This window comes from Streptomyces triculaminicus, assembly GCF_017349075.1.
Taxonomy (GTDB): Bacteria; Actinomycetota; Actinomycetes; order Streptomycetales; family Streptomycetaceae; genus Streptomyces; species Streptomyces triculaminicus.
Genome location: NZ_JAFMOF010000002.1, coordinates 368,198 through 381,023, shown reverse-complemented (window position 1 = coordinate 381,023; position 12,826 = coordinate 368,198). Strand labels below are relative to the sequence as shown.

13 protein-coding genes and 1 tRNA gene are annotated in these 12,826 nt (G+C 73.7%); 6 read left to right on the top strand and 8 right to left on the bottom strand.

The genetic code is table 11. The features are described 5' to 3' along the window. Positions 1 to 106: 106 nt before the first annotated feature. Positions 107 to 649, top strand: coding sequence for a Uma2 family endonuclease (locus J1792_RS11730; RefSeq protein WP_086566645.1), 543 nt, complete (start codon positions 107 to 109; stop codon positions 647 to 649). 97 nt (positions 650 to 746) lie between these two features. Beyond that, a tRNA-Pro gene (locus J1792_RS11725) sits at positions 747 to 823 on the top strand. Between the two features lie 106 nt (positions 824 to 929). Here J1792_RS11725 and J1792_RS11720 read toward each other — a convergent pair. The 6 genes from J1792_RS11720 to J1792_RS11695 form a co-directional block, all read right to left on the bottom strand. After that, positions 930 to 1,472, bottom strand: a complete 543-nt coding sequence (locus tag J1792_RS11720; RefSeq protein WP_086566643.1) for an arginine repressor — start codon at positions 1,470 to 1,472, stop codon at positions 930 to 932. A 23-nt stretch (positions 1,473 to 1,495) separates the two neighbouring features. Beyond that, positions 1,496 to 2,683: an acetylornithine transaminase gene (locus tag J1792_RS11715; RefSeq protein ID WP_207247199.1), complete on the bottom strand. Its 1,188-nt coding sequence runs from the start codon at positions 2,681 to 2,683 to the stop codon at positions 1,496 to 1,498. Continuing rightward, a complete protein-coding gene (argB, locus tag J1792_RS11710) occupies positions 2,680 to 3,609 on the bottom strand; it encodes an acetylglutamate kinase (protein WP_086566640.1) in 930 nt (309 codons plus the stop codon). Before argB ends, J1792_RS11715 begins: the two co-directional genes overlap by 4 nt. Further along, the gene (gene argJ / locus J1792_RS11705; protein WP_086566638.1) at positions 3,606 to 4,757 is read right to left on the bottom strand and encodes a bifunctional glutamate N-acetyltransferase/amino-acid acetyltransferase ArgJ; all 1,152 of its coding nucleotides are present in this window, start codon (positions 4,755 to 4,757) and stop codon (positions 3,606 to 3,608) included. Before argJ ends, argB begins: the two co-directional genes overlap by 4 nt. 97 nt (positions 4,758 to 4,854) lie before the next feature. Further along, positions 4,855 to 5,883 (bottom strand): N-acetyl-gamma-glutamyl-phosphate reductase, encoded by a 1,029-nt coding sequence (gene argC / locus J1792_RS11700; protein ID WP_086566637.1) that lies wholly within the window; start codon positions 5,881 to 5,883, stop codon positions 4,855 to 4,857. Between the two features lie 144 nt (positions 5,884 to 6,027). Next, positions 6,028 to 6,993 carry an NmrA/HSCARG family protein gene (locus J1792_RS11695; protein WP_086566635.1) on the bottom strand — a complete coding sequence of 322 codons (966 nt, stop codon included), beginning with the start codon at positions 6,991 to 6,993 and terminating at the stop codon, positions 6,028 to 6,030. A gap of 88 nt (positions 6,994 to 7,081) precedes the next feature. On the opposite strand from J1792_RS11695, the gene J1792_RS11690 reads away from it, so the two are divergent. Next, the gene (locus J1792_RS11690) at positions 7,082 to 7,552 is read left to right on the top strand and encodes a MarR family winged helix-turn-helix transcriptional regulator (RefSeq protein WP_086566634.1); all 471 of its coding nucleotides are present in this window, start codon (positions 7,082 to 7,084) and stop codon (positions 7,550 to 7,552) included. A 133-nt stretch (positions 7,553 to 7,685) separates the two neighbouring features. On the opposite strand, the gene J1792_RS11685 is transcribed toward J1792_RS11690, so the two are convergent. Continuing rightward, complete coding sequence (locus tag J1792_RS11685; protein ID WP_086566665.1) at positions 7,686 to 9,119, bottom strand: MFS transporter; 1,434 nt, start codon at positions 9,117 to 9,119, stop codon at positions 7,686 to 7,688. 104 nt (positions 9,120 to 9,223) lie between these two features. Between J1792_RS11685 and J1792_RS11680 the strand changes: the two genes are divergently transcribed. Beyond that, a complete protein-coding gene (locus tag J1792_RS11680; RefSeq protein ID WP_207247198.1) occupies positions 9,224 to 10,135 on the top strand; it encodes a LysR family transcriptional regulator in 912 nt (303 codons plus the stop codon). Here the strand turns inward: J1792_RS11680 and J1792_RS11675 are convergent. Further along, positions 10,132 to 11,577 carry an aminotransferase-like domain-containing protein gene (locus tag J1792_RS11675; protein ID WP_207247197.1) on the bottom strand — a complete coding sequence of 482 codons (1,446 nt, stop codon included), beginning with the start codon at positions 11,575 to 11,577 and terminating at the stop codon, positions 10,132 to 10,134. The two genes, J1792_RS11680 and J1792_RS11675, sit on opposite strands and share 4 nt — an antisense overlap. Between J1792_RS11675 and J1792_RS11670 the strand changes: the two genes are divergently transcribed. Further along, positions 11,576 to 12,499 carry a DMT family transporter gene (locus J1792_RS11670; RefSeq protein WP_207247196.1) on the top strand — a complete coding sequence of 308 codons (924 nt, stop codon included), beginning with the start codon at positions 11,576 to 11,578 and terminating at the stop codon, positions 12,497 to 12,499. The two genes, J1792_RS11675 and J1792_RS11670, sit on opposite strands and share 2 nt — an antisense overlap. Positions 12,500 to 12,621: 122 nt before the next feature. After that, positions 12,622 to 12,819 carry a DUF1918 domain-containing protein gene (locus J1792_RS11665; RefSeq protein WP_086568959.1) on the top strand — a complete coding sequence of 66 codons (198 nt, stop codon included), beginning with the start codon at positions 12,622 to 12,624 and terminating at the stop codon, positions 12,817 to 12,819. Positions 12,820 to 12,826: the final 7 nt, after the last annotated feature.

Below are 12,826 nucleotides of genomic sequence, written 5' to 3'. Positions count from 1 at the left end.
TGTTTCGTCAATAGCGCGCGAGGGTGAATGTTCGGGCTTCGGCGCGTTCGGGCGGGGTCTACGATGCGACTATCGATCGGCCCAAGTAGGGGAGGCTGTTTTGACCATGACCGCGCAGAGCGATTCCCTGCAGGAAACCATCGAGCGCATCGCGGCGGTGCTGGACGGCTTCAAGATCGAAGCAGTGGGGGACCGCATCATCATGACGCCGCAGAGCAGCGTCCAGAGCCTGACCATCTTTGACGTCCGCGACGCCGCCGTGACAGCCGGTATCCGGAAGGACCGCGTGTTCTCCGACGTCGAGTTCGCCTTCCCCGGGGAGCCCAAGCGCTGCCCGGACCTGTCGATCGTCGAGGACGAGGCCACGGAGAAGTTCACCTACGAGGACCTCCTGGCCGCAATCGAGGTCGTCTCGTCGAAGTACGACAAGAACGACTACGCGATCAAGGTGCGGCAGTACGCCCGCTTCGGCGTCCCCGTCTACCTGATCATCGACCCGTTCCTCGGGGAGTGCACCCTGCTCACTCGCCCCAGGGACGACATCTACGCCCGGCGCGAGCTGTACAAGTACGGCGACACCATCCCCCTCCGCCTTCCGGACGGGCGGGCGGTCGACATCCCCACGGACACCTTCAAGCGCCGCACCTGACCCCCACCGGACCCCCGGATTTGGATCACAGCCCGGAACAGGATATTTTCTTTCTGCACGCCCCACCGGGAAGAAAACACCGGAGGGAACGTCGCACCGGGACGTGGCGCAGCTTGGTAGCGCACTTGACTGGGGGTCAAGGGGTCGTGGGTTCAAATCCCGCCGTCCCGACCAGCGATTTTCGCAGGTCGTAGGCCGTTTCCGCAGACGCGGAAACGGCCTTTCGCGTTATCCGGGCGATCGCCCGCGGCGGGGACCGGGGCCCCCGCCGCGGGGGCGCTCAGCCTTCCTTCTGCGCCAGCCTCAGCAGGTGGTCCGCCAGGGCCTGGCCGCCGGCCGGGTCGCGGCTGATCAGCAGGAGGGTGTCGTCGCCGGCGATGGTGCCGATGATCTCGTGGACGCCCGCCTGGTCGATGGCCGAGGCGAAGAACTGGGCCGCGCCCGGCGGGGTGCGCAGCACGACCAGGTTGGCGGAGGCCTCGGCGGAGATCAGCAGCTCGGCGGCGAGGCGGCCCATGCGGGCCTCGGTGGCGGACTCCCCCAGCGGGGCGCGGGGGGTGCGGTCGCCGCCCTCGGAGGGGACGGCGTAGATCAGCTCGCCGCCGGTGTTGCGGATCTTGACGGCACCCAGTTCGTCGAGGTCTCGGGAGAGCGTGGCCTGGGTGACGGAGAGCCCGTCGTCCGCCAGCAGCTTGGCGAGCTGGCTCTGGGACCGCACGGCCTGCCGGCTGAGGATGTCCACGATCCGGCGGTGGCGTGCGGTACGGGTCTGCGGCACGGCCTGTCCGCCGTGGCCCGGCTCGGTCTCCTGCGCCTCGGTCATCGTTGTCGTCAGTCTCCGGGTCGTCATTCCTCGTGGGCCCTGCCGGCGGCGTCCAGGACACCTGGCAGCGCCCGGAGGAACGCCCCCACCTCATCCTCGGTGATGATCAGTGGCGGGGCCAGCCGCACCACGTGGGGCGCGACCGCGTTCACCAGGAGACCGGCTTCCTGGGCCGCCTGCTGCACCTTCGGTGCGAGGGGCTCGCCAAGGACAATACCCAGGAGCAGGCCGGTGCCACGGACGTGGTCCACCAGGGGGTGGCCGAGCGCAGCGATCCCGTCACTCAACAGGCGGCCCGTACGGCGGACCTGTCGGAGGGTTTCCTCGGCCGCGAGGGTGTCCAGGACGGCGAGCGCGGCCGCGCAGGAGACGGGGTTGCCGCCGAACGTGGAGCCGTGCTGACCGGGCGTCAGCAGGTCGGTGGCGGGGCCGAAGGCCAGGGTGGCGCCGATGGGCAGGCCGCCGCCGAGGCCCTTGGCGAGGGTGACGACGTCGGGTTCGACGCCCTGCTCGAGGTGCGCGAACCAGTCGCCGGTGCGGCCGATACCTGTCTGGATCTCGTCCAGGACGAGCAGCGTTCCGGTGGCCCGGGTGATCTCCCGTGCCGCCGCGAGATAGCCGGGCGGAGGCACGACCACGCCGTTCTCGCCCTGGACGGGTTCCAGGACCACGAGCGCGGTGTCGGTGGTGACCGCGGCCCGCAGCGCCTCCGTGTCGCCGTACGGGACGTGGGTGACGTCGCCGGGCAGCGGAAGGAAGGGTTCCTGCTTGGCGGGCTGGCCGGTCAGGGCGAGGGCGCCCATCGTGCGGCCGTGGAAGCCGCCGGCGGCGGCGACCATGTGCGTACGCCCGGTGCGCCGTCCGATCTTGACGGCGGCCTCGACGGCCTCGGCGCCGGAGTTGGAGAAGTACACGCGCCCGGGGCGGCCCGCCAGCTCCAGCAGCCGCTCGGCGAGCCTGACGGTGGGCTCGGCGGTGAAGAGGTTGGAGACGTGGCCGAGGGTGGCGATCTGGTCGGACACCGCCCGGACGATCGCGGGGTGCGCGTGGCCGAGCGCGTTGACGGCGATGCCGCCGACGAAGTCGAGGTAGCGCGTGCCGTCGGCGTCCCATACGGCCGTCCCCTCGCCGCGTACGAGCGGGATGCGGGGGGTGCCGTAGTTGTCCATCAGCGCGCCCTGCCAGCGCCGGGTGAGGTCCGCGTTGTTCACTGCTGCCCCTCGGGGTCGGGGACGACCATGGTGCCGATGCCCTCGTCGGTGAAGATCTCCAGCAGGATCGAGTGCTGGACCCGCCCGTCGATCACGCGGGCGGTGGTGACGCCGCCGCGCACGGCGTGCAGGCAGCCCTCCATCTTGGGCACCATGCCGCTGGCCAGCTCGGGCAGCAGCTCCTCGAGCTCGCTGGCGGTGAGCCTGCTGATGACGTCGTCGCTGTGCGGCCAGTCCGCGTAGAGGCCCTCGACGTCGGTGAGGACCATCAGCGTCTCCGCGCCCAGCGCGACGGCGAGGGCGGCGGCGGCCGTGTCGGCGTTGACGTTGAACACGCCGCCGGCGTCGTCGGCGTCGGCGCTGTGCGCGATGGAGGAGATGACCGGGATGCGGCCGTCGTCCAGCAGGGTGCGGACGATGCCCGGGTCGATCCCGGTGACCTCGCCGACCCGGCCGATGTCGACGCGTTCGCCGTCGACGTGGGCGTAGTGCTGGGTGGCCGCCATCAGGTGCGCGTCCTCGCCGGTGAGCCCGACGGCGAGCGGGCCGTGCTGGTTGAGCAGCCCGACGAGCTCGCGCTGCACCTGGCCGGCCAGGACCATCCGTACGGCGTCCATCGCCTCGGGCGTGGTGACCCGCAGCCCGGCCTTGAACTCCGACTCCAGGCCCAGCCGGTCGAGGTGGGCGCTGATCTGGGGGCCGCCGCCGTGCACGACGACGGGCTTGAGGCCGGCCTGGCGCAGGAAGACGACGTCCTGGGCGAAGGCGGCCTTCAGCGACTCGTCGACCATGGCGTTGCCGCCGAACTTGATGACGACGGTCCTGCCGTGATGGCGCGTCAGCCAGGGCAGCGCCTCGACGAGGGTGCGGGCCTTGGGCAGGGCGGTGTGCCTGCGGGTGCTCTGGGGCTCGGTGGTGGCGGTCATGAGGAGTACGCGCTGTTCTCGTGGACGTAGTCGGCGGTGAGGTCGTTGGCCCAGATGACGGCCGACTCGGTGCCCTCGGCCAGGTCGGCGGTGATGCGGACCTCCCGGTAGCGCATGTCGACGAGGTCGCGGTCGTCGCCGACGGACCCGTTCCGGCAGACCCACACGCCGTTGATGGCCACGTTCAGCCTGTCGGGGTCGAAGGCGGCGGAGGTGGTGCCGATGGCGGAGAGCACCCGGCCCCAGTTGGGGTCCTCGCCGTGGATGGCGCACTTGAGGAGGTTGTTGCGGGCGATGGAGCGGCCCACCTCCACGGCGTCGTCCTCGGTGGCCGCGCCGACGACCTCGATGCGGATGTCCTTGCTGGCGCCCTCGGCGTCGCCGATGAGCTGGCGGGCCAGGTCGTCGCAGACGGTCCGTACGGTCTCGGCGAACGCGGCCGCCTCCGGGGTGACGCCGGAGGCGCCGGAGGCCAGCAGCAGCACGGTGTCGTTGGTGGACATGCAGCCGTCGGAGTCGACCCGGTCGAAGGTCTGCCGGGTCGCGGAGCGCAGGGCGGCGTCGAGGCCGGGGGCGTCCACGTCGGCGTCGGTGGTGAGGACGACGAGCATGGTGGCGAGGCCGGGCGCGAGCATGCCGGCACCCTTGGCCATGCCGCCCACCGTCCAGCCGTCACCCTGGGCGACGGCGGTCTTGTGGACGGTGTCGGTGGTCTTGATGGCGATGGCGGCCTTCTCGCCGCCGTGCTCGGAGAGTTCGACCGCGGCCTTGTCGAGGCCGGCCAGGAGCTTGTCCATGGGCAGCCGGACGCCGATGAGGCCGGTGGAGGCGACGGCGATCTCACCCGCGCTGTGGCCGAGGACCTGGGCGGCCTTCTCGGCGGTGGCGTGGGTGTCCTGGAAGCCCTCGGGGCCGGTGCAGGCGTTGGCGCCGCCGGAGTTGAGGACGACGGCCGAGACCTGGCCGCCGCGCAGGACCTGCTGCGACCACAGGACGGGCGCGGCCTTCACCCGGTTGGCGGTGAAGACGCCGGCGGCGGCCAGGCGGGGGCCGCGGTTGACCACCAGGGCCAGGTCGGGGCTGCCGCTCTCCTTGATCCCGGCGGCGATGCCCGCGGCCGTGAATCCCTTCGCTGCGGTGACGCTCACGCCATCTCCTTGTGTACCGACTCGATGGTCGTCATGTCCTGGGGGGTGTGGCACGGGGTCAGCCGCACCAGAAGGCTCGCGAGTGCCCGGCGTACGCTCACGGCGCCACTCCGGTGTACGGGAGGCCCAGCTCCTCGGGGAGCCCGAGGGCGATGTTCATGCTCTGCACCGCGCCGCCGGCGGTGCCCTTGGTGAGGTTGTCGATCGCGCTGACGGCGACGATCCGGCCGGCCGCCTCGTCGAGGGCGACCTGCACGTTCACGGCGTTGGAGCCGTTGACATGCGCCGTGGCCGGCCACTGTCCCTCCGGCAGCAGCCGCACGAACGGCTCGTCCTGGAAGGCCTTCTCGTACGCGGCCCGCACGCCCTGCGCGGTGACGCCGGGGCGCGCCTTGGCGCTGCAGGTGGCGAGGATGCCGCGGGGCATGGGCGCGAGGGTGGGGGTGAAGGAGACGGTGACCGGCTCCCCGGCGACGGCGGAGAGGTTCTGCGCCATCTCGGGGGTGTGCCGGTGGCCGCCGCCGACGCCGTACGGGCTCATGGAGCCCATGACCTCGCTGCCGAGCAGGTGCGTCTTGGCGGCCTTGCCGGCGCCGGACGTGCCGGAGGCGGCGACGATCACGGCCTCGGGCTCGGCCAGGGAGGCGGCGTAGGCGGGGAAGAGGGCGAGCGAGACGGCGGTGGGGTAGCAGCCGGGGACCGCGATCCGCCGGGTTCCGCCCAGCGCCTTGCGGGCGCCGGGCAGCTCCGGCAGCCCGTACGGCCAGGTGCCGGCGTGCGCGGTGCCGTAGAAGCGCTCCCACGCGCCGGCGTCCTTGAGCCGGAAGTCCGCGCCGCAGTCGATGACGAGCACGTCGTCGCCCAGCTCGTCGGCCACGGCCGCCGACTGTCCGTGCGGGAGCGCGAGGAAGACGACGTCGTGCCCGGCGAGCGTCCCGGCGCCGGTGGGCTCGAGCACCCGGTCCGCGAGCTGGGGCAGGTGGGGCTGGAGGGCGCCCAGGCGCTGTCCGGCGTTGGAGTTCGCCGTCAGGGCGCCGATGCGCACCTCGGGGTGTCCGAGCAGCAGGCGCAGCACCTCGCCGCCCGCGTATCCGCTCGCTCCGGCCACTGCCGCACGTATCGCCATGGATCGGTCCTCCTCCGTATGCAGCATGACTATACGGAGCCAGGAAGTTTTATGCAACGCCCCGCCCGACGTGCGGGAACGCCGGCATACGGAAACGCCGACGGCCAGGACCGGGTGTCCGGTCCTGGCCGTCGGATCCCTCGCCTAGCCCCGGGGGATGGCGTCGGCGTGGGCGGCCAGCCAGGCCTCGAAGGACTGCAGCTCCGGGTTGAGCTCCCGGGCCCGGCTGAGGTCACGAGCGCCGACGAACTCCTTCTCGTTCTCGGCGTAGTACTGGAACATGTTGGCGGTCTCGACGGAGAACTGGCGCAGCTGCTCGAAGGGCTGCGCGTAGTAGGTGACCGGCTCGCCGAAGGCCTTGCTCATGGCCGCGGCGTACTCCTCGCCGGTCAGGTGGTCGCCGGCGACGGAGATCGTCTGACCGATGAGGTCGCCGCCGCGGCGGAGGATGCCGTACGCGGTCCGGCCGACGTCCTCGGAGGCGATCCCGGACATCGTCGCGTCGCCCATGGCCAGGGCGAGCACGAGCGCGCCCTGCTCGTCGCGGCGCGGCGCCATCATGGTCAGGAAGGCGTCGAAGTTCAGGCTCGTGCGCAGGAACGTGGTCGGCACGCCCGCCTCGCGGAAGATGTCGTCGGCCTCGGCCTTGGCGTCGAAGTGCGGCACCGTGTACGTGCCGTCGTCGAGCGTCGGCACCCGCTCGCCGCCGAGCCCGAAGAACGGGCGGGTGTCCTCCAGGGTGGACCAGACGACGTGGCGCACGCCCGCGGCCTTGGCGGCCCGCGCGGCGTTGCCGGCCTGGGCCAGTTCCATCTGGGCCGCGGTGCGGGTGCGCGCCTCGTCCTCCGAGCGCTGCTCCCAGAAGTTGGTCACCACGAACGCGCCGTACGCGCCCTCGAACGCGGCCCGCAGCGCGGCCTCGTCGTCGAGGTCGGCCGCCACGACCTCGGCTCCGAGGTCGGCGAGCGCCTGGGCCTTGGCCGACTCGGTGTTACGGGTGATCGCCCGGACGGCGAACCCCCCGTCGCGGTCGGCCAGGATCGCCCGGGCCAGCCCGCCGCCCTGAGCGCCGGTCGCCCCCACCACCGCGATGATCTTCTGCTCGCTCATTTCCAGTCCTCCCCGAACTGCAGGTTGATATGACAACCAAAGTAGAGGGCTCGGGTTGATGCGTCAACCTATGGCTAGAATGCGTCCCATGGCAGAGGAACCCTGGCTTGACGAGACGCAACAGCGGGCGTGGCGGGCATACCTGGCCATGAGCAAACGCCTGAGCACCCATCTGGGCCGGCAGCTGCAGCGGAAGTTCGACCTGTCCCCGCAGGACTTCGAGATCCTGGTGAACCTCTCCGAGGTGCCGGGACGGCGGATGCGGGCCGCGGACCTGGGCCGGGCCACCCAGTGGGAGAAGAGCCGGCTGTCCCACCAGCTGTCCCGGATGGAGCGGCGCGGCCTGGTCGGCCGGGAGGCGGTGCCGGGCGCCCGGTACCCGGAGGTGGTGCTGACCGAGCAGGGCTACGCGGCCATCGTCCGTGCGGCGCCGACGCACGCGGCCTCGGTCCGGGCGATGTTCGCCGACGTGCTGGGGCCCGAGCTGCTCGACCGGTTCGCGGAGGCGTGCGAGGCGATCTCCGAGCGGCTCGAGGAGCACGAGTCGGACCCCTGCTGAACGCCCTCCCGCCGAACGGATCCCCGCCGAGCGGCGGGCTCCCGCCCGGGTCGTCGGATTCCGGCCACCTCGGGCGGGCACAGCCGGACGGGGGCGGCCGCGTCGCGGCCGCCCCCGTCGGTTCCGGTGGACGTCAGCGGCCGCCGGCCGGCGCCGGCTCGCGGGCGGGAGCCGGGCGGCGCACGGCGTCGCCCGCCGTCGGGTGCAGGCGCACGGCCCCGGCCAGGGCGCCGAGGCTGACGAGCGCGAGCAGGCAGAAGGCGATGCCGTAGGCGGTGCCCGCGGACGGGGTGCCCGGCAGCAGGTCGCCGAGCGGGCCGCCGGCGCGCAGGGCGACCGTGGCGGCGACGACGCCCAGGCCCGCGGCGGCCTGCTGGGCGGTGGACTGCAGGGTGTTGGCGTCCCGCATGCGCTCGTGCGGGACGTCGGCGAAGGCGATGACCTGGTAGCAGGTCAGGCCCAGCGAGCGGGCGGCGCCGCTGACCACGGTGACCACGACGATCAGGGCGAGCGGCGTCGCGGCGGTGAGGAAGGCGCAGACGGCCGTCGTGGCGCCGACGCCGAGCGTGGCGGCGAGCAGCAGCGGCCGGAAGCCGAAGCGGTTGAGCAGGTAGGTGGTCGCGGGCTTGATGCCGATGTTGCCCACGAAGACGAACAGCACGACGGCGCCCGAGCGCACCGCGCTCCAGCCGAAGACCTCCTGGAAGAGGAGCGGCAGCAGGAAGGGCACGGCCGCGACCACGATCCAGAACAGCGAGCCCCCGGACACCGACGCACGGAAGGTCGTCACCTTCAGGGTGCGCAGGTCGATCAGCGGCCGGTCCGTGCGCAGCAGGTGCCACGCGGCCACGGCGAGCAGCAGCACGGCCAGGGCGCCGGTGGCGGCCGCGGGCTGCCAGGGCTCGCCCGCGCCGGACAGCAGGTGCGCCGTCCATGTCAGCGCGCCGAGGCCGGTCGAGGTGAGCAGGACGCCCCACAGGTCCAGGCGCGGCACGTCGGGGCCGGGCGGGGCGGCGTCGATCAGGCGCCATGCGATGCCGAAGGCCGCGGCGCCCAGGGGGAGGTTGACCAGGAACATCCAGTGCCAGCTCGCGTAGGTGGTGAGCAGGCCGCCGAGCAGCGGCGCGATCACGGGGGCGACCAGGGCGGGCCAGACGACGTAGGAGACCAGGCGGGGTATGTCGGGCTTGGCGGCCCGGGCGACCACCATCAGGCGCCCGACCGGCACCATCATCGCGCCGCCCGCGCCCTGCAGGACCCGCATGGCCACCAGTTCGCCGAGGCTGGAGCTCAGCGCGCAGCCCAGCGAGGCGAGGGAGAAGACGGCGATGGCCGTCAGGAAGACGCGCCGGGGCCCGAAGCGGGCGGTCAGCCAGCCGCTGAGCGGTATCAGGACGGCCAGCGTCACCAGGTAGGCGGTGACGACCAGCCCTATCGCGGTCGGAGCGACGCCCAGGGACTCCCCCATGGACTCCGCGGCCGTCGACACGATCGTGCCGTCCAGGTTCTCCATGAAGAAGCACCCCGCCACCAGGAGGGCCGTGTTGCGCTGCTTGGTATCGATCATCTGCTCCATCGCTTTCTCGTCCCGCCCATCGTGGAACGCGCGACGGTTGACCACAAGGTCCGAATATTCAAGCCACGTTTGATTCCCATGCAACGATGGCGCTCATGCAGTTGCCCGACATGAACCTCCTGCCGGCCCTCGACGCCCTGTTGCGCGAGGGCAGCGTGACCGGGGCCGCGACCCGGATGAACGTCTCCCCCTCCGCGATGAGCCGCACGCTGGGCCGGCTGCGCCGGGTGCTGGACGACCCGCTGCTGGTGCCGGCCGGGCGGGGGCTGGCCCTGACCCCGCGGGCGCTTCAGCTGCAACCGTCGGTGGAGGCGGCCCTGGCCGGGGCGCTGGCCGCGCTGCGGCCGGCGCAGCCGGTGGACATCGCGGCGGTGCGGCGCCGGTTCACCCTGCGCTCGGACGACGGGCTCGCCGTCGTCCTGGGCCCCGCGCTGACCGAGCGGGTGACGCGGGAGGCGCCCGGCGTCCAGCTGCGCTGGCTGCCCGAGGGCGACGAGGACCCTGCGGACCTGCGGGACCGCGTCGACCTCGACATCGGCCACCTGCCGGACCTCCCGCAGGACGTACGCGGCCGGGAGCTGGCCCGGCACCGCTTCGCGGCGGTGTGCCGCCGGGACGCACCGGGCGCGGACGAGCCGCTGACCCCCGCGGCCTTCGCCGCGATCCCGCACATCACCGCCTCGCGCAGGGGCCGCTTCCACAGCGTCGTCGACGAGCGCCTGGCCGCCCTCGGGCTGACCCGCCGGGTGCTGGCCACCGTTCCCACGCACATCACCGCGTGTTTCTTCGCGCTGCGCGGCGACGTCCTGGCCCTGGTGCCCGCCGCCGTCGCGGCCCGGGCCGCCGAGGAGCTGCCGCTGGCCGTGCGGGAGATCCCGCTGGAGCTGCCGGCGGTGACCACGGGCATGGCCTGGCACGTGCGGCTGGACACCGACCCGGCCCACCGCTGGCTGCGCGCGGCGGTGGCGCGGATCGCGAGCGGGCCGGCGGAGCCGGACGCGTCCTAGCCGGCCGTCTCCTCGCAGGCGGTGCGCAGCCTGCGGACGCCCTCCTCCAGTTCGGCGGTGCTCGCGGCCGCCGCGAAGCACAGCCGCAGATGCGGCGCCGGGGGCTCGGCGCAGAAGAACGGCCGGCCCGGGGTGACGGCGACGCCGGCGCGCAGCGCGGCGGCGGCCAGGGCGCTCTCGTCGGTGCCGTCCGGCAGGCGCAGCCAGACGTGGAAGCCGCCGGGCGGTACGTACTCCGCCGTGAGGCCGGGGAGTTCCCGGCGCAGCGCGGCCAGCAGCGTCTCGCGGCGGACGCGCAGCTCGGCGGCGACCGTGCGCCGGTGGCGGGACCAGGCGGGCGAGCCGACGAGTTCGAGCGCGGCCTCCTGCAGCGGGCGGGGGACGAAGAAGCTGTCGACGATCTGGATGGCCCGCAGCCGCTCCAGGACCGGGCCCCGGGCGGCGAGGGCGCCCACGCGCAGGCTGGGCGAGGTGAACTTGGTCAGCGAGCAGACGTGCACCACGACGCCGTCGGGGTCGTCCGAGGCGAGGGTGGGCGGCAGCGGCGGGGCGTCCTCGTGGGCGAGCCGGCGCGCGAAGTCGTCCTCGATCACGAAGGCGCCGGCCGCGCGGGCGACGCGCAGCACCTCCCGCCGCCGGTCGGCCGCCAGGACCGTTCCGGTGGGGTTCTGGTAGAGCGGCTGGCAGACCAGGACGCGGGCGCGGACGGCCCGGAACGCGTCGGCGAGCAGGTCCGGCCGCAGGCCGTGGACGTCGACGGGGACGGGCACGGGACGCAGCCCCGAGGCGCGGGCGGCGGCGAGCATGCCGGGGTAGGTGGGGGACTCGACGAGCACGGGCGCCCCGGGCGGGGCGAGGGCGCGCAGCGCGGTGGTCAGGGCGCTCTGGCCGCCGGCGGTGATCAGCACGTCGGAGGCGGCGAGCAGGCCGGCCGGGCCGCCGATCTCGCGGGCGAACCAGGCCCGCAGCTCCCCCATGCCCTCCAGCGGCGGACGTTCCCAGGCGCCCGGCCGCCGCCCGGCGCGGGCGAGGGCGGCGCCCAGGGCGCGTTCGGGCTGGAGCGTGGGGTGGAGGTAGCCGCCTGTGAGCTCGATGACCCCGGGCAGCGGGACGGCGAGGCTGGAGACGACGCCGGAGGCGTCGACGGACCGGGGAACGGCCTCGTCGCCGGTCTCGGCGCTCAGCGCGACCTGCTGCCAGGAGGTGTCGCCGGTCCGGGCGGGGGCGGGGCGGGGCTCGGCACGGAAGGCGCCGGCGCCGGGGCGGGTGACGACCAGGCCCTCGGCGGTCAGGGCGGCGAGCGCCCGCGAGACGGTGACGGGGCTGACGCGGAAGCGGTCGACGAGGGAGCGGCTGGACGGCAGCTTCTCACCCGGAGAGTAGCGGTGGAGCTCTCCGCGCAGGATCCCGGCCAGCTCGCTCACGCTGTTACGCTCGTGCATGACAGCACACGATAGCGCTACTCCCCCGGTCGCGATAGCGGTGGATCACCGCCCGGACCGGTCCGGGCTCGGCACGGGCACCATGCTCGCCGCCCTGGGAGTCGCCGCCTTCTCCCTCACCTTCCCCGCGACCGCCTGGGCCCTGGAGGGCATGGGCCCGTGGTCGGTGACCACCTGCCGGCTGGTCCTGGGGGGCCTGCTCGCCGGGGCCGCCCTGCTCGCGGGGCGGGTGGCCCGGCCCGCGCGCCGCCACTGGCCCGCCCTGCTCGTGGTGGCCGGCGGCACGATCGTCGGGTTCCCGCTGCTGACCACGCTCGCCCTGCGCACCTCCACCACCTCCCACGCGGCCGTGGTCGTCGGCCTGCTGCCGCTGACGACGGCGGCCTACGCGGCGCTGCGCACCGGGGCCCGGCACTCGCGCCTGTTCTGGGCGGCGGCGGTGGCCGGGGCGGCCGTGGTGGCGGGCTTCGCCCTGTGGCAGAGCGGCGGGGCGCCGACCACCGAGGACCTGTACCTCTTCGCCGCCCTGCTGGTGTGCGCGGCGGGTTACTCGGAAGGGGGCCGGCTCGCGCGGGAGATGCCCGGCTGGCAGGTCACCGCCTGGGTCCTGGTGCTGTGCCTGCCGGTGGCGGCCGCCGGGGCGGCGTGGGCCCTGTCGGCCGAGCCGGTGCGGCTGACCGCCCACACCGTGGCCGGGCTGCTGTGGGTGGCGGTCGGCTCGCAGTTCGTCGGCCTGTGGATCTGGTACCGGGGCATGGCCGTGATCGGCGTGGCCCGGGCCAGCCAGTTGCAGCTGGCCCAGCCCCTGCTCACCCTGGTGTGGTCGGTGGTGCTGCTGGGCGAACGGCTGACGCCGGCGGCCCCGGCGGCCGCCCTCGCCGTGCTGGTGTGCATCGGCGTGACCCAGCGGGCCGCGCGCTGACCGCCGCGGCGCGGCGGGCGGCGGGGTGAGCGGCGGTTTCCTGGGCGCGCCCTATACCGCCGGTCGCCCTAGGCTGGGAGTATCCGAGTGGACCTGTCTCTCGCGACGAAAGGGTCACGTCGATGCATGCGAGCAAGGGCGACCGGTTGGTAGTGCACGGCAGGACTGTCGGCCAGCAGGACCACGTCGTGGAGATCGTCGAGGTCCTCGGCCATAACGGCACCCCTCCGTACCGGGTCCGGGCGGAGGACGGCCACGAGACCATCATGTCGCCGGGGCCCGACTCCGTGGTGGACCACCGCAAGGCCACCGGCCAGTAGCCGCGCC

Excerpts from the sequence above, each read along its gene's own strand:
- J1792_RS11730 (WP_086566645.1), top strand. The coding sequence starts at position 107 with ATGACCGCGCAGAGCGATTCCCTGCAGGAAACCATCGAGCGCATCGCG.
- J1792_RS11720 (WP_086566643.1), bottom strand. The coding sequence starts at position 1,472 with ATGACCGAGGCGCAGGAGACCGAGCCGGGCCACGGCGGACAGGCCGTG.
- argB (WP_086566640.1), bottom strand. The coding sequence starts at position 3,609 with ATGACCGCCACCACCGAGCCCCAGAGCACCCGCAGGCACACCGCCCTG.
- argC (WP_086566637.1), bottom strand. The coding sequence starts at position 5,883 with ATGGCGATACGTGCGGCAGTGGCCGGAGCGAGCGGATACGCGGGCGGC.
- J1792_RS11695 (WP_086566635.1), bottom strand. The coding sequence starts at position 6,993 with ATGAGCGAGCAGAAGATCATCGCGGTGGTGGGGGCGACCGGCGCTCAG.
- J1792_RS11690 (WP_086566634.1), top strand. The coding sequence starts at position 7,082 with ATGGCAGAGGAACCCTGGCTTGACGAGACGCAACAGCGGGCGTGGCGG.
- J1792_RS11685 (WP_086566665.1), bottom strand. The coding sequence starts at position 9,119 with ATGATCGATACCAAGCAGCGCAACACGGCCCTCCTGGTGGCGGGGTGC.
- J1792_RS11680 (WP_207247198.1), top strand. The coding sequence starts at position 9,224 with ATGCAGTTGCCCGACATGAACCTCCTGCCGGCCCTCGACGCCCTGTTG.
- J1792_RS11670 (WP_207247196.1), top strand. The coding sequence starts at position 11,576 with ATGACAGCACACGATAGCGCTACTCCCCCGGTCGCGATAGCGGTGGAT.
- J1792_RS11675 (WP_207247197.1), bottom strand. The coding sequence starts at position 11,577 with ATGCACGAGCGTAACAGCGTGAGCGAGCTGGCCGGGATCCTGCGCGGA.
- J1792_RS11665 (WP_086568959.1), top strand. The coding sequence starts at position 12,622 with ATGCATGCGAGCAAGGGCGACCGGTTGGTAGTGCACGGCAGGACTGTC.